Source organism: Undibacterium sp. GW821-FHT07F11 (assembly GCF_059418665.1).
This window is the reverse complement of record NZ_JBWKQH010000002.1, coordinates 308038-324071: the sequence shown is the minus strand read 5'-3', so window position 1 is coordinate 324071 and position 16034 is coordinate 308038. Positions and strand designations below refer to the sequence as shown.

15 protein-coding genes, 1 tRNA gene and 1 pseudogene are annotated in these 16034 nt (G+C 48.6%); 15 read left to right on the top strand and 2 right to left on the bottom strand.

Annotated elements, in window-relative coordinates; all coding sequences use genetic code 11:
• Positions 1 to 45: 45 nt before the first annotated feature.
• The 5 genes from trhP to AC07OI_RS05200 all read left to right on the top strand — a co-directional run bounded on the left by trhP (position 46) and on the right by AC07OI_RS05200 (position 3661).
• A complete protein-coding gene (trhP, locus tag AC07OI_RS05220; RefSeq protein ID WP_492702833.1) occupies positions 46 to 1410 on the top strand; it encodes a prephenate-dependent tRNA uridine(34) hydroxylase TrhP in 1365 nt (454 codons plus the stop codon).
• 76 nt (positions 1411 to 1486) lie between these two features.
• Positions 1487 to 2317 carry an amidohydrolase family protein gene (locus AC07OI_RS05215; protein ID WP_495256497.1) on the top strand — a complete coding sequence of 277 codons (831 nt, stop codon included), beginning with the start codon at positions 1487 to 1489 and terminating at the stop codon, positions 2315 to 2317.
• Between the two features lie 31 nt (positions 2318 to 2348).
• Positions 2349 to 2678: a DUF1294 domain-containing protein gene (locus tag AC07OI_RS05210; RefSeq protein WP_495256496.1), complete on the top strand. Its 330-nt coding sequence runs from the start codon at positions 2349 to 2351 to the stop codon at positions 2676 to 2678.
• A gap of 89 nt (positions 2679 to 2767) precedes the next feature.
• Positions 2768 to 3199, top strand: a complete 432-nt coding sequence (locus AC07OI_RS05205) for a GNAT family N-acetyltransferase (protein ID WP_495256495.1) — start codon at positions 2768 to 2770, stop codon at positions 3197 to 3199.
• Between the two features lie 72 nt (positions 3200 to 3271).
• Positions 3272 to 3661 (top strand): cupin domain-containing protein, encoded by a 390-nt coding sequence (locus tag AC07OI_RS05200; protein WP_495256494.1) that lies wholly within the window; start codon positions 3272 to 3274, stop codon positions 3659 to 3661.
• A gap of 266 nt (positions 3662 to 3927) precedes the next feature.
• On the opposite strand, the gene AC07OI_RS05195 is transcribed toward AC07OI_RS05200, so the two are convergent.
• Positions 3928 to 4392: a DUF2846 domain-containing protein gene (locus AC07OI_RS05195; RefSeq protein WP_492702838.1), complete on the bottom strand. Its 465-nt coding sequence runs from the start codon at positions 4390 to 4392 to the stop codon at positions 3928 to 3930.
• Positions 4393 to 4913: 521 nt separating this feature from the next.
• On the opposite strand from AC07OI_RS05195, the gene dusA reads away from it, so the two are divergent.
• From dusA to AC07OI_RS05145, 10 genes and pseudogenes are all read left to right on the top strand, one after another.
• Complete coding sequence (gene dusA / locus AC07OI_RS05190; protein WP_495256493.1) at positions 4914 to 5915, top strand: tRNA dihydrouridine(20/20a) synthase DusA; 1002 nt, start codon at positions 4914 to 4916, stop codon at positions 5913 to 5915.
• Positions 5916 to 6169: 254 nt separating this feature from the next.
• Positions 6170 to 6697 (top strand): hypothetical protein, encoded by a 528-nt coding sequence (locus tag AC07OI_RS05185; protein WP_495256492.1) that lies wholly within the window; start codon positions 6170 to 6172, stop codon positions 6695 to 6697.
• Between the two features lie 167 nt (positions 6698 to 6864).
• Positions 6865 to 6940 (top strand) — tRNA-His (locus AC07OI_RS05180).
• 401 nt (positions 6941 to 7341) lie between these two features.
• Positions 7342 to 8061 carry a Crp/Fnr family transcriptional regulator gene (locus AC07OI_RS05175; RefSeq protein WP_495256491.1) on the top strand — a complete coding sequence of 240 codons (720 nt, stop codon included), beginning with the start codon at positions 7342 to 7344 and terminating at the stop codon, positions 8059 to 8061.
• 222 nt (positions 8062 to 8283) lie between these two features.
• Positions 8284 to 9093, top strand: a complete 810-nt coding sequence (locus AC07OI_RS05170; RefSeq protein ID WP_495256490.1) for a Crp/Fnr family transcriptional regulator — start codon at positions 8284 to 8286, stop codon at positions 9091 to 9093.
• A gap of 360 nt (positions 9094 to 9453) precedes the next feature.
• Positions 9454 to 10266, top strand: coding sequence for a Crp/Fnr family transcriptional regulator (locus AC07OI_RS05165; protein WP_495256489.1), 813 nt, complete (start codon positions 9454 to 9456; stop codon positions 10264 to 10266).
• A 70-nt stretch (positions 10267 to 10336) separates the two neighbouring features.
• Positions 10337 to 10834 (top strand): annotated as a pseudogene (locus AC07OI_RS05160) (CHASE3 domain-containing protein); the annotation flags it as partial.
• Positions 10835 to 10951: 117 nt separating this feature from the next.
• On the top strand, positions 10952 to 13069 hold the full coding sequence (locus tag AC07OI_RS05155; RefSeq protein ID WP_492703124.1) for a hybrid sensor histidine kinase/response regulator: 2118 nt from the start codon (positions 10952 to 10954) through the stop codon (positions 13067 to 13069).
• A 45-nt stretch (positions 13070 to 13114) separates the two neighbouring features.
• Positions 13115 to 13939 (top strand): response regulator, encoded by an 825-nt coding sequence (locus AC07OI_RS05150; RefSeq protein WP_495256488.1) that lies wholly within the window; start codon positions 13115 to 13117, stop codon positions 13937 to 13939.
• 36 nt (positions 13940 to 13975) lie between these two features.
• Entirely contained in the window at positions 13976 to 15265 is a 1290-nt protein-coding gene (locus AC07OI_RS05145; RefSeq protein ID WP_492702843.1) for an NRAMP family divalent metal transporter, read from the top strand.
• Here AC07OI_RS05145 and AC07OI_RS05140 read toward each other — a convergent pair.
• Positions 15259 to 15996 (bottom strand): tetratricopeptide repeat protein, encoded by a 738-nt coding sequence (locus AC07OI_RS05140; protein WP_495256487.1) that lies wholly within the window; start codon positions 15994 to 15996, stop codon positions 15259 to 15261. The two genes, AC07OI_RS05145 and AC07OI_RS05140, sit on opposite strands and share 7 nt — an antisense overlap.
• Positions 15997 to 16034 lie beyond the last annotated feature (38 nt).

Here is a 16034-nt window from a genome sequence, read left to right as displayed (position 1 = left end):
ATGGTACTAAAATCGCGGACATTTTTCTTTTCGGATTTTCTTGCCATGCTCAAAGCCCCAGAACTTCTCTTGCCCGCCGGTTCGCTGGAAAAAATGCATGCCGCTTTCGACTTTGGTGCCGATGCGGTATATGCAGGCCAGCCACGCTATAGCCTGCGTGCCCGCAATAATGAATTTTCTACTCTTGATGTATTGCAGCAGGGCATAGATGGTGCTCATGCGCGTGGCAAGTTGTTCTTCGTCGCCAGTAATATCTTCCCGCACAATAGCAAGCTCAAAACCTATCTGCGCGATATGGAGCCGGTCATCAACATGAAGCCGGATGCGCTTATCATGGCCGACCCTGGTCTGATCATGATGGTCCGTGAGAAGTGGCCAGAGGTGCCTGTGCATTTGTCAGTGCAAGCCAATGCCGTGAATTGGGCGGATGTAAAATTCTGGAAAAAAATGGGTCTGACACGCGTCATTCTCTCGCGTGAATTATCGCTCGATGAAATAGAAGAAATTCGCCAGCAATGCCCGGAAATGGAGCTGGAAGTTTTTGTTCATGGTGCCTTGTGTATCGCCTATTCAGGGCGTTGCCTGTTGTCCGGCTATTTCAATCACCGCGATCCCAACCAGGGCACGTGTACCAATTCTTGTCGCTGGGATTACAAGGTCGAAAACGCCACCGAAAATGAAACTGGCGACCTGGCACGCATCCCGGTCGAGAGTATCCAGTTCAATTATCAGCAGGCGCTGGAAGAAGCCAATCAGTCTTTCTCTGCCATGGGCGATATGCCACGTCACCCGCTCGCTGACCGACCTTATCTGATAGAAGAGGGTGGTAAACCTGGTCAGTTCATGCCCATACTCGAAGACGAACATGGTACCTATATCATGAACTCCAAAGATTTGCGTGCCGTTGAGCATGTCGAACGCCTGGCAAAAATCGGTATTGATTCACTGAAGGTCGAAGGGCGCACCAAGTCCTTGTACTATGTTGCCCGCACTGCCCAAACCTACAGGTGTGCGATAGATGATGCTGTCGCTGGTCGCCCGTTTAACACTGACTTGCTGGGCCAGTTGAATGGTCTCGCCAACCGCGGTTATACCGATGGCTTTTATCAGCGCCACCATACGCAAGAACACCAAAATTACATGGAAGGTGTATCAAAGGCGCACCGCAGCCAGTATGTGGGGCAAGTCTTGCAAGTGACAGATGGTTGGGCAGAAGTCGAAGTCAAAAACCGTTTCGCTGTTGGCGATGAGATAGAAATCATTTCACCGAATGGCAATGAAATGATCAGACTCACCGAGATGCGTAATGCTGAAAATCAGCCCCTGAATATCATAGGTGGGGCAGGGCACAAGGTGCGTATTCCACTGGATGCCAGGCATGAAAAAGCCTTGATAGCCAGGATGTTGTAATCAGGGAGTTGACGCTTCCTTCATAGGGTGTATTCTTGATTCAAAGGGATATCAAATTTGGCACTGGAGCATGGCTATGAAAAGGCAACTACAGAGTTTCTTATTGACCTGCTCCTTGGTCATGATGTCGGCTGGTGCGGCAGCAGCAGAACCTTTGCCCATATTCGATGCCCACATGCATTACAACATCGAAGCTCGCAGCACCTGGTCGCCGCAGCGTGTTATTGCCTTGTGGCGTCAGCTTGGCATACGTGCCGTGTTGGCGACCAGTCGCCCGAATGATGGTACGCTGGATTTGATTGCGCAAAATGCGCCTGACATCAAGATCGTTCCTTTCCTGCGCCCCTACAGAGTGCAGCCTGACAGACATGACTGGTTTGCCAATCCAGAGATAGAGCGCTTCGTTGAAAAAGAACTGCAGCGCGGCATCTATCGCGGCATTGGTGAATTCCATATATTTGGCAAGGATGCTGATGCACCCTATATGGCAAAAATTGCCAAGCTGGCGAGGGAGCGTGACCTGTGGCTGCATGCGCATTCCGATGAAGATGCCATAGAACGTATTTTGCATCACGCACCAGGTGTAAAACTGATCTGGGCACATACTGGCATGAGTACTTCGCTCGATAAAGTCGAAGTCATGTTTGCGCAATATCCAAACCTGGTAGGTGAATTATCTTTTCGCTCCGATCTTGAGCAAAACGGCAGCCTGAGTCCGCAATGGAAGCGTCTGTTTTTGCGTTACCCCGACAGATTCGTGCTAGGCACTGATACCTGGGTGACTTCGCGCTGGGATGATGTACCGCAGCTGATAGCCTTTTATCGTCGTGTGCTAAGCGAGTTGCCAACAGATGTTGCAGAGCGCATTGCGTATAAGAATGGACTGGCGATGTTTGGTCTGCAATAATCCGGGCTCTTTCATCCCCCAACGCGATGGCATGGATTTTTTTGATCAAATTGCAGAAGTCTTATCCTCAGGGCATGCCGACCAGAAACTGCAATTGCTGGGCTTGGCTAGCATCTATGTCGCCATGAGCATCATCACCCTGATCATGTATGGTCTGGATAAGGCAGCGGCACGCAAACGTGAGTCAAGAATCTCCGAGCGTAGCTTATTATTGTGTGGTCTGGCTTGTGGCTGGCCAGGCGCTATCCTGGCGCAAAAAATATTTCGTCACAAGACCATCAAGCCCTCTTTCCGGCTGGCATTTGCCGGTACGGTCATTTTGAATTGCCTCGCAATTGGCATGCTTTTATTCTGCCCATAAGCTCACTTGAACTTATTGATGTAATATTGTCTAATTACTAAAGATATTATTGCAAGATGCCGATATGTAGATATGTCAGCGAGGACAAGATGATGGATTTGAAATGGGTCACTGTGAAAGATGGAATCGATTGGCAGGCGCTGTCCGAGCTATACAGGATTGCTCCACTTGGCAATAAACCCGCAAAAAATCTGGAAATCGTGTTTTCCAACAGCATGTATAAATGCTTTGTGTATGCCGGTGATCAATTGGTGGGTGTCGGCCGCGCTCTGGCAGATGGCCTTGATTGCTCATATATCTGTGATATCGCTATCCATCCTGAGTTTCAGGGCATCAAGCTGGGTAAGGCTATTGTGGATCACTTGGTGGAGAAATCGCAGGGCCATAAGAAAATCATCTTGTATGCCAATCCTGGCAAGGAAGGTTTTTATCAAAAGCTGGGTTTCCACCCCATGAAGACGGCCATGGCTATTTTTGCAGACCATGCGCAAGCAGTGACTTCAGGCATTATTACTGTGTAAATCAGCTGATAGTTATTGGTCAGCAATACCAAATATTTTTGCAGAAGATCCATATTTTTAAGGAGGCTAAACATGAAAATAGAACCTCAAAAAACCTATGTCGCATTAGCTGCCGATGGTATGGCGACCGTACTGACCGAGGGCCCGGCGTTCTGGAACTTGCCTGAGTCAGATATTGAGGCTTTTGGCAAGCACTGGCTGATCAGTGAATTCAGTTGCGAATCAGACTGGCCCACTTGGGAAATGCATCCACGCGCTGATGAATTCGTGTATTTGTTATCGGGACTTGCTGATTTCTTGATTGAGGTGGATGATGCCGTTCAGCATATACATATGAAAGCAGGGGAGGCGGTACTGGTGCCCAAGGGGCGCTGGCATACGGCAAAAATTTTTGCGCCTAGCCGCATGCTATTTATGACGCGCGGTGAAGGTACGCAGCACAAGCCTGTGATTAAAGCCTGATTAAAGTGATTAGCAGTCTGATTTATTTACTGTTGATCTAATTGGTAGAGTTCAGGATTGTGATTCCTGTTGTCGTGGGCCGGACCCATCACTGCCTCCCAGGAGGGGGGGGCGGGCATTATGGTCGATGAGGAAGGCGAGCGGATGATCTGGCCTGTGCTGCACAGATGCGGTGTCGTGAGACGCCGCATATCAGGATATTTAAATCCACTGCGGCGTCAAGCTCAACTTTCAGGTCGGGCGTTCTGGTTCGTTTGAATCTACAATTATCTTGCTGCGCTACATTTGCCTGGTTTGGCCATTTCTAGCTTGGAGATACTTATTTTACCTTGCTCTTCAGGGATGCTCTCTAACCCTGCGCCACCAACAAAGACACCCAACTTAATGTACTGTCGAATAAAATATTTTTTACCAGCCTCGAACATTAATTCAAGAGTATTTGGTGAAAACTCAGATTCTGTATCGACTTTATGTTTTTTCCCGCCCTCAACTTCCGTATAAAAAAATACATCTGGCGCACTCTCGCCTATGCATTTCCCATCAACCCATACGTCTTTTTTCAAAGCCTTGCCAACGAAACTGTCGCGATAAATATAAACGCCAGCATTACCTTGACTAGGCGGATTGAATTCTTTTGCCTTTGATGATTCAGCTTTTGAGGCCATATCCACAGATGCACACCCAGAAATGAGAAGTGTGGTTGCAATTGTGAGAACGGTAATGATCTTCATTGAGTTGTTACCTTGATTGATTGTTGAAAGTTTGAGTTGATGTGCGCGGTAAAGGCGAATTGATGTCCAGCGTTAAGCAGACCAGATCGCAGTCCACAGATTAAATAAAACGGACGCATTGTTAGCGATTCCTGGTCGAGCGTCAAGTTCGACGCTTCATTCGGCCTGTCCTTTTTGAGCTACATATCGTCCCCTTGCAGGGCGCATGTGCGCTTGCAAGCGTACATCGTACGCAGGCGTGCAGCATACTGCACGAATTCCCTGCTTTACCCTTGCCAGCCCGTGTTATGAGGCAAACCCATCTCACCCTATTTACTCACCCTATTTATGAAATAAGTTCTAATGTTTTTCGAAGAATTGACGAAGGGATCGTGCTTTCTGTTGTCGTGGGGCTGTGCTTGCTTTGAGTGTATTCAAAGGCGATTTTCCCATCACAGGTTACAATACGGCATTGTGAATTGCCGTCTTGTTTTATTGTGAATACAAAAGCACTACCCCCACGCCGCGTATCCGTGGCCCCAATGCTGGATTGGACTGACAGGCATTGCCGCCAGTTCCACCGTCATATTACCCGCAACTCTTGGTTGTACACTGAAATGGTGACGACAGGCTCGCTCTTGCATGGTGATGTACAACGTCATCTGGAATTTAATCCAGGCGAACATCCGGTTGCCCTGCAATTGGGTGGTAGCGAGCTGGTTGACCTGGCGCATGCAGCCAGGCTGGGCGAGCAATGGGGCTATGATGAAATCAACCTGAATTGCGGCTGCCCTTCTGAACGCGTGCAAAAAGGTGCATTTGGTGCCTGCCTGATGGCAGAGCCGCAACTGGTTGCTGATAGTGTCAAGGCGATGAAGGATGTGGTCTCTATCGATGTCACGGTCAAGCACCGAATAGGCATCAATGAAGTGGATTCTTATGAATTCATGCGTGACTTTGTCGGCACCGTCGCTGACGCAGGTTGCAAGACCTTTATCGTCCATGCGCGCAATGCCATACTCAAGGGTTTGTCGCCCAGAGAAAACCGTGAAATCCCGCCGCTGAAGTATGACTATGCCTATCGCCTGAAAAAAGAATTTCCAGAGTTGGAAATCATCCTGAACGGTGGCATCAAAACCCTGGAAGACATGGACTTGCATCTGCAACATGTCGATGGTGTCATGATAGGGCGTGAGGCATATCACAATCCCTATTTCATGGCCAGCTTCGATGAGCGATATTATGGCGATACCACTCCGGTGAAGAGCAGGGAAGAAATTTTGCAGCAGATGATTCCCTACATCTATCATCAACTGGAATTGTATGGCAATGGTGGCAAAGGCTTGCGCCTGAATACCGTCATTCGTCATATGCTGGGCTTGATGATGGGTCTGGTGGGCGCGCGCGTGTTCCGTCAGATACTGTCTGATAGCAAGAGACTCGCTTCCGGCAAGCCTGAATTATTACTGGAAGCGGCCCTTGCCATGCAAAGCGTTACTGCATTTGACAGAAGCCAGGACACGCAAGCCTCTATTGCAGCGTAGCAAGTAGTGGATTTGTGTGGATCACTCAAGTCTGATACATGAGCTAATTTGTAAATCAAACGCGAGTATTCGTAAGAATTTGTAATACATCATTGAGTTGGGTTCTTGTCGGAATATATTGCTTATGTTTCATTGCACGCTCCTTCAACTCACTACCTCAGTGAGATTTCGCCTACGCATTCATATGCGTGGGCTTTTTTATGCCTGGCGTTTTGCTCAGTGCCTGGGCCTGTGTCTTTTTAGGCAGGAATGATATGCACTCCATTAACTTGCGCAACATCGTCTTTTCCGCTTGTTTTACCCTGTTTACCTCCCTCTCATATGCAACACCAGTCATGGAAGTACGTCTGGACAGTTTGCTGGCCAAAGCAGGGGAGTTAAAGAAGGAGCTGAACCTGAATGCCAATCAGCAAGTGCTATGGCAGCAGACCGAGAGCAAATTGTCGACCATGCTACATCAGCGCGATGTACGCAGGAACCGTATGCAAGCAGAACTGGAGTTGCGCCTGGAGCAAAATAATATCGAATTGCGTGACCTGAACCCGCAAATTGAGCAAGAAGAGCAAACCACCGTGCAAGAAAATAAGCAAATGCGCGAACTGGTACTGACCTTGAACGACGCGCTGGATGATAGGCAACGCCAGGCTCTGCAAATGTTTGTCAATGCATCCTTGCGCACCACGGTAGACGCTCCTAAAGCCAAACGCCCCGATAATGGTGAAGCGCCGCAACGTAAAAGCGGCATGGGTAGGCAGCGTGAGGGCGGCGGCAGCAAATTCTGATGAATCAGTTATGCTGGGTGTGGGCGGTAAGGCAGGTAGCAGAGGCTGTGTTGGCATAAGTTAAATGGGCCTGCGCCTGATTGCCCAAGAATGCTATTGCCAGCAAGCCAAATTCCTCGTATAATGCGTAGCTCTCTTGCACTGCAATATTAGTGCGCGATACAGTGGTGGCCGTAGCTCAGTTGGTAGAGTCCAGGATTGTGATTCCTGTTGTCGTGGGTTCGAACCCCATCGGTCACCCCAGAATTTCGCTAAGTAAATCAAAGCTTAGCTTCAAAAAGCCCGGTTAATTGCCGGGCTTTTTGCTTTCTCAGCTTCATATTCAAAAATCAGCGTGTTATTGCATCTTCATTCCCGTCCTGATTAAAAAATTGAGCAATTGCCGTGTTTGCTTTGATATGTGGATTTCTGATTCATGTCAGCTTTTACCCGATACCAACATTGAAAATACGCAATGCATCTTTTGGTGCCTTGCTCGTTTGTAGCGATGATTTAGATAATATTTCGCTAAATCACTTGTTCATGATGGCATGTGTGCGCAAGCGCGCATAAAATTTTTGCATGACGTGATAGGCTAGCGCTCCACTACCCGGCTTTGTCTGTGTGACAAAATCTCTAGTGGAATTTTAAGGCCAAAAACGTTAATGCACACATCCCCCAGTCCTATGCAAAATCATCTGCTCGCGGCCTTGCCCGCAGCGGAGTTTGCGTCACTGTCTGTCGGGCTTGAACTTATCACCATGGCGGTTGGTGATGTCTTGTATGAGTCTGGAGTGCGTCAGCAGTTTGTCTACTTTCCTACCTCTGCGATTGTTTCATTGCTGTATGTGCTGGAAGATGGTGTCTCCGCCGAGATTGCTGCTGTTGGCCATGAAGGTGTGGTAGGCATATCTCTATTCATGGGTGGTGATACTACGCCTAACCGCGCAGTCGTTCAAAATGCCGGTTTTGCCTATAGGCTCAAGGGGCAATTACTGAAGGTGGAATTTGACCGCGCTGGCCCTTTGCTGCGTGTCTTATTGCGTTATACCCAGGCACTGATCACGCAAATGACGCAGACTGCGATTTGCAATCTACATCATACGGTGGAACAGCAATTGTGCCGCTGGCTGTTGTTGAGCCTTGACAGGTTATCTTCAGAGTCGGTAAATATCACACAGCAAAGAATCGCCAATGTACTTGGTGTGCGTCGTGAACGAATAACAGAGGCAGCAGGCAATTTGCAACGCGCAGGCTTGATCTGCTATAGCCGCGGCGCGATTATCGTGCTGGACAGGCCAGGTCTGGAAAAAGTGGTTTGCGAATGTTATTTCGTCGTGCAAAAAGAATTTACACGACTACTCACTTCCATTCCCTTTCAATAGGCTTGCTTTAGTCTGCGGGTGAGGTAATCTGCTTCCTGAGGGCAGTCATGTTGCCTGCAAAAGCGAGACTATTTTCTTGTTTGATCAATAAGTTGCTATAAATCGAATTTATATGCGCGATGGCGCACATACACCAGCCGCATACCTGCTACTCTGTAGATAGATAATCCAGTCTATACAATCCATGCCACTCCAGTGAGCTGGCAGCTCAGAGCCCCACCCATGACCATTCCGCATAACCCTCTGCAAAATCATTTGCTCGCCGCTTTGCCGCAAGCAGAGTTTGATCGCCTTGCCCTGCATCTTGAATTGGTGGAAATGCCGCTGGGGCAGGCTTTGTATGAGGCTGGAGGCACCTTGAATTACGTTTATTTTCCAACCACCTCCATCGTTTCTTTGTTGTACGTGCTGGATAGCGGTGCCTCAGCTGAAATAGCCATCGTGGGTCATGAGGGCATACTTGGTATTTCTCTGTTCATGGGCGGTGAAACGACACCCAGCCGAGCTGTGGTGCAATGTGCCGGTTATGGCTACCGCCTCCAGGCGCAGTATTTGAAAGATGAATTCAATCGTGCCGGGCCTTTTTTGCGTCTCTTGCTGCGGTATACCCAGGCGCTGATTACGCAAATGACACAAACTGCTGTCTGCAATCGCCATCACTCCATAGAGCAGCAACTTTGTCGCTGGCTGTTGCTGAGTCTGGACCGACTGCCTTCGGATTCTGTTTCCATGACGCAGGAGTTGATTGCCAATATGCTGGGTGTCAGACGTGAAGGTGTGACGGCTGCAGCGGGCAATATACAAAGACTGGGCTTGATACAGTACAGCCGTGGACGTATCGACGTGATAGATCGCCCTGGACTGGAAAAGGTAGTCTGTGAATGTTATGCCGTCGTCAAACTGGAATTTGATCGCCTGCTTGCCGACATCCCTCGCGGTGACCCCTTGCATGTGTTGGGGGAATCAGACCGGCGCGCAGCAGTGCTTCGTCCTGTCACTGGGCGGACTGGTCAGAGCCGGAAAGATAATTAAATTTGATATTGACGTGAGTGTTTTGCCATCAATGCCTTCTCAATCAAACATTCTGAGCGGTGCCGCATAGATTAATGCCTGATTTGCAGTTGTATGTACGCTAGCGTACGTAACTATTTTTTTAAAGCTGCCATAGTGCAGCTTCCAATACAAAGTCGTGAATAAGCTTTCGATACATGTGATATAAACTGAGTGGACAAGAGCTACTGAGTTTTCTTCGCATTATTTTTCTATATGTGTGATATCGAACAGACACTATAAGTAGAAGTGCCATAGAGTGGGGCGCGCGGGGCATGCTGGCAGATTTTTTGCGTAGGTATTGTGCCTTGTCCTTCATTCTAAATTACGTAGGAATTCGATATGGACAATCAGATAGACCCGAATCAAAACCATTTGCTGGCAGCATTATTGGATACAGAATTTGATCGCCTGGCACCCCATCTGGAACTGGTTTCCATGTTGCTTGGTGATGTTTTATATGAGTCGGGTGGCAAGTTGCAGTATGTGTATTTCCCGGTGACGGCGATTGTTTCACTGCATTATTTGCTGGAAAACGGCGGTTCCTCAGAAATTGCCGGTGTCGGTAATGAAGGTCTGGTCGGTATTTCCCTGTTCATGGGCGGCGATACCACACCCAGCCGTGCGATAGTGCAGACAGGTGGCTTTGGTTATCGTCTTAAGGCCCATATCTTGCTGGAAGAATTTAACCGTGCCGGGCCGGTGTTGCGGCTTTTGTTGCGCTATACCCAGGCATTGATTACTCAAATGTCGCAAACGGCAGTATGTAATCGCCACCATTCGGTCGAACAGCAGCTTTGTCGCTGGCTCTTGTTGACGCTGGATCGCATGAAGAGCAATGATCTGACCATCACCCAGGAGTTGATCGCCAATATGCTGGGTGTGCGGCGCGAAGGAGTAACCGAAGCGGCAGGTAAATTACAAAACTATGGCTTTATCAGTTATCGGCGTGGGCATATCACTGTCGTTGACAGAGGCGGGCTGGAAGAGCATGTGTGCGAATGTTATGGCGTAGTCAAAAAAGAGTTTGCCCGCCTGCTGTCGGATGTTTTGCAGCGTCAGGGGAAAGCCATGTCTGTCGCGCCTGCCGCAATTGTCAGGAAAACTGGCTATGTACAGGGCGGCGTACAGAGCAACACACAGAGCAGCATATAAAGCAACATGGGTTTGTAAATGCTGGTCTGAATTTCGAAATTTACTGAAGGTTTGCTGTGAATGAAAATATATGAAGGCAATCTCGGTAGAGCGTCTGACCTTAATCGGCTTTGGTATCACCTTGCTGGCCTTGTTGATGATAGGTGGTATTGCCTGGAATATCGCGGTACCTTTTGATGCAGTCAAGTCTATAGACCATACCCGCAAGGTGATAGATGACCTCAGCGAATTGAGTGTCAAACTGTCTGAGGCGGAGAACGGTCAAAAAGCCTATTTCCTGACCAAAGAAGATCGTTTCATAAACCAGCGTAACAGCCGGCTCAAAGACATGGCGATAGTCGTCCAGCATTTGCATGGTTTGACACTGGATAATCCCCAGCAGCAGGCACGCATACAGCAATTGCAAAAAGCTGTTGATGAGAGGCTGGTTATCATGCACGAAAGCCAGAAGCAATTTGATGTTTCTGGCTTTAACGCTGCCCGGGTCTTGTTTAATGCGGGCTTGCTGGCATCTGCCAAGGTGCAAAATATTTTGACTGAAGCGATTGTCGACGAGCAGGTGTTGCTCGATGAGCGTAAATTAAAAGCAGCATTCCGCATCAAACTGGTGGTAGGCAGCGTTGGGTTTTTGCTGGTATTTTTATTGCTATGGGCTTTACAGATACGTCGCGCCACATTGGGTCGTATGGCTGGTGAGCAAACCTCACTCAAGGTGCGTGAAGTATTGCTCAAGATGGGGGCCTTGCAGGATGCCATTTTTAATAGCCAGAATTTTTCCATTATTGCGACTGATGCCCAGGGGCTTATCCAGATTTTTAATGTTGGTGCCGAACATATGCTGGGCTATGACGCTGCCGATGTCGTCAACCTGATTAGCCCCGCTGATATCTCTGATGCTGACGAACTCGCCGCCAGAGCAGCTGCGCTGAGTGCAGAATTCAATACCCCGGTTGCCCTGGGTTATGATGCGCTGATTTTTAAAGCGATGCGTAGCCTGGAAGACAATCATGAACTGACCTATATCTGTCGTGACGGCAGTCGTTTGCAGGCCATTGTTTCAGTCACGGCATTACGTGATGCGCAGGGGGTTGTCATAGGTAGTCTCTTGATAGGCACAGACAATACCGCACGCAAGCAAGTGGAGGCAGAGCAGGCCTTGTTGGATCAGCGTTTACGTGATCAGCAATTTTATACGCGCTCATTAATTGAAGCCAATATTGATGCCTTGATTACTACGGACTTGAATGGCGTCATCAGCGATGTTAATCACCAGATGGAAGCCATCACTGGGTGTACGCGCGATGAATTGATAGGTGCGCCATTCAAAAATTATTTTACCGAACCTGCGGCAGCAGAACTGGCGATGAAGCGTGCGCTGCAAACTGGCAAGGTCAGTAATTGTGAACTGACTGCGATTGCAAAAGACGGTAAGGAAACTGAAATTTCCTACAATGCCAGCACGATATACGATCGTGAACGCAGGTTGCAAGGCGTGTTTGCGTCAGCCCGTGATGTCACTGAATATAAATTATTTGAACAAAGACTGCAGAATAACAATATAGAACTGGAATTGGCCAAGGCTATTGCCGAAAAGGCGAATCTGGCCAAGTCGGAATTTTTATCGAGCATGAGCCATGAATTGCGCACACCGCTCAATGCAGTGTTGGGTTTTGCGCAATTGATGGCATCAGATAATCCACCACCGTCAGACAATCAAAAATTATCTATAGACCAGATATTGCAGGCTGGCTGGTATTTACTGCGATTGATCAATGAAATCCTTGATTTGGCGATGATAGAGTCTGGCAAGGTCAGTATTTCAAAAGAATCCATCTTGCTTGCCGATGTCTTGCTTGACTGCCAGTCCATGATAGAGCCACAGGCGCAGACGCGCGGCATAGAAATGATTTTCCCTGTCATAGACATGCCATTGTATGTATTTGCTGACCGTACCAGGCTCAAGCAAGTCATGGTGAATTTGTTGTCGAACGCGATTAAATACAATCAGCACGAAGGCTCGGTTACGGTCGAATACGCCATGCGTGGCGAGGGTCGCATACGTATCAGCGTCAAGGATGCTGGCAAGGGATTGTCGCCTGAGCAGGTGGCGCAGTTGTTTCAACCCTTCAATCGTCTGGGACAGGATGCAGGTAATGAAGAGGGAACCGGCATAGGTCTGGTCGTGACCAAGCAATTGGTTGAACTCATGGGTGGCGTGATTGGTGTTGAAAGCAATGTCGGTGTTGGCAGTGTGTTCTGGATAGAGTTGGCTTTGGCCTCTGCACCGGCTTTGCATGATGAAGGTATGGATGAATTTGTAACTGAACCATGTGGCGAACAGCAGGCAGTTCATGCATCAGCGCAACGTAGTTTGTTATATGTTGAAGATAATCCAGCCAACCTGGCTTTGGTAGAGCAATTGATTGCGCGCCGCAGCGATCTCAAGCTGTTGACGGCAGTGGATGCTCATTTGGGTATCAGCACGGCACAGATATGCAAACCAGATGTGATTTTGATGGATATTAATCTGCCTGGCCTTAGCGGTTTTGGTGCGCTCAAGATTTTGGCAAACGACCCGTTGACGGCGCATATACCCGTCATGGCCCTGTCTGCAAATGCCATGCCGCGTGATATCGCAAAAGGTTTGGATGCGGGCTTTTTCCGCTACCTGACTAAACCCATCAAGGTGAGTGAGTTCATGGATGCGTTGGATCTTGCATTGCATCATGCAAAAGAACATGGCCTGGATCGTAAGACGGGCGAATTGGACAGCAAGACACAAAAAGATGTCGTTGAGATTTGATCTGAAAATGTAGTATTGAGGTGACAACGATTTTGAAAGAATGAAATGCTTGAAACAGTCAAAATTCTCAAGGCCAGCATCCTGATCGTTGACGATCAAAAAGCTAATGTGATGTTATTGGAGCAAATGCTGCGTAATATTGGCTATACCAATATCACCACAACCATGGATGCACGTACCGTGTGCGCACTGCATATAGAGCACAACTATGACCTGATATTGCTGGACCTGCAAATGCCCGGCATGGATGGTTTTGAAGTCATGGAAGAATTAAAGAACATCGCAGCTGATGCCTATTTGCCGGTACTGGTGATTACTGCCCAGCCGGGACATAAGCTGCGTGCCTTGCAGGCTGGTGCCAAGGATTTTGTCAGCAAGCCTTTTGACCTGCAGGAAGTGCAGACGCGCATACACAACATGCTGGAAGTGCGCTTGTTGTATCAACAGTTGGATAATTACAATAAGCGGCTAGAGCAAACTGTGCTGGAGCGCACGGCAGAGTTAAGCGCCAGTGAAGCACGCTTTAAAAGTTTTACCCAACTCTCATCTGACTGGTATTGGGAACAGGACCAGTTTGGTAATTTCACCAGTGTATCGGGGCCAGTATTTGAAATGTTGGGTATACAGGCAGAAGACATGCTGGGTAATGCACCCAGCGGTGGCATGGAAGGCTGGGACGTCGATGAGCGCGAACAACTCGACGATAATATCGCCAATCGCCGGCCGTTTCTGGATTTTATCTACCGGCGCTGCAAACAGGATGGCACAATACAATACCTGCAAGTCAGCGGGGAACCTTTCTTTGACTCGGCCAGCCGGTTTGCCGGATACAGAGGTGTAGGTATGGATGTAACCCATCGACGACCATAAAATCAAAAGCAAACACTCGCATTCGAAAATCAGGATATGAATAAACCGACTTCAAGTGCGTCTACAGACTCCAAAGAATCGTCCCTGTTAAAAAAACTGGGGCCTGGCTTGATCACTGGCGCAGCAGATGATGACCCTAGTGGCATCGCCACTTATTCGCAAGCGGGTGCACAATTCGGTTTTAATATGTTGTGGACGGTGTTGTTTACTTACCCTTTAATGGTGGGTATACAAATCGTCAGTGCCCGCATAGGCAGGGTCAGTGGTCATGGTCTTGCCACCAACATCCGTCGTCATTATCCTGCATGGTTATTGTATGCAGTGGTTGGTCTTTTGCTGGTCGCCAATACCATCAATATTGCTGCCGATATTTCTGCCATGGGTGAAGCATTGAAGTTACTCATAGGCGGCAAGGCACATCTGTATGCCATAGGCTTTGGCGTATTGTCTTTGCTGCTGCAGGTCTTTATTCCTTATCAGCGTTATGTGCGTTTCTTGAAATGGCTGACACTGGCTTTGCTGGCCTATGTCGCTACTGTCTTTGTCGTACATACGCCCTGGTCCAAGGTCTTGTTGAGTGCAGTCATGCCGCAACTATCGTGGAAAAAAGAATACATCACGACCGTGGTTGCACTGTTCGGTACCACCATCAGCCCCTATCTGTTTTTTTGGCAAGCCTCGCAAGAGGTCGAGGAGATGCGCGCTGATCATCAAGCGCGCCCGCTGATCCATGCACCTGAACAGGCACCAGCCAATTTGAAGCGCATAAAACTTGATACTTATGTAGGGATGGCATTTTCCAATCTGGTGGCTTTCTTCATCATACTAACTACTGCCGTCACTTTGAACATGCATGGTATTGCCGATATCCAGACTTCTGCCCAGGCGGCACTGGCATTGCGGCCCGTCGCCGGTGATTTTGCTTTCATGTTATTCAGTGCGGGTATTATCGGTACTGGTTTGCTGGCTATACCTGTACTGGCTGGTTCATCAGCTTATGCCATGGCAGGAGCCTTCAAATGGAAAAACAGCCTGGAAGATACGCCCATGCAGGCCAGGCAGTTCTACGCCATCATTGCGCTTTCTACCGTCATCGGCATTGTACTGGGGTTTACTGCAATTGACCCCATCAAGGCACTGTACTGGAGTGCCGTCATCAATGGTGTGATTTCTGTGCCTATCATGGTGGTCATGATGTTGATGGCAGTGAGGGCAGATATCATGGGTAAATTTGTGATTACCCGAAGGCTGACAATATTAGGCTGGTTAGCCACCGGTATGATGGCACTTGCTGTTACATCGATGCTGGCGACATTCTTTTATTGATACCTGTTCCAGCGCATCATGCGTTCGTCTGAAGCTTCCTTGATTAAATGCCTGGCTTTCAGTGGGTCTTTTTCCATATGCTTACTGCCGCTTTCCAGTTCCATTGCCAGCGCCTGAATCGCAACCGGGTATTCAAGTTCTGCAGATTCTTCCAGCCATTTTCTGGCCAATGCCTGATCTTGTTTGACGCCTTCACCCGCTGCATAGGCGTTCGATAACAGGAACATGGCCTGGGCATTGCCTTGTTCGCTGGCTTTCTCCAGCCATTTGACAGACAGTACAATGTCTTGTGACGTGCCTTGACCATACTTGGCCATGCGTGCCAGCATAAAGCTGGCTTTGCCATAGCCATTGTTTGCAGCTGCTTCATACCATTTCCAGGCTTGCTGCTCATTCTTTGCCAGACCCAAGCGGCTTTTATAATAAGCTTCGGCCAATTGGAACTGGGCTTCCGCATCGCCACTTTGATTTTTTTTTGCGGCGCGTTCAAGCCAATGCAATGCCAGGGCTTGCTGTTCAGGTTTGATCGCATACGCTAAACCCAACTCTCGCTGCGCCACTGCATTGCCAGCATCGGCCCATTTTTCCAGTGATGCGATGGCAGATGGCAGTTGCGCATGCAAGGCCTGTATGCCAGCGGATTCAATTTCTGCCGTGGTTGGTACCGGTGCGCAAGCGCATAGGCTGCAGGCTAATAAAATGCCTGCACTGATTTTAAATTTGTTCAACATAGTGTCGCCAAGAGAGCAGACGTGCACCTCACTTTGAG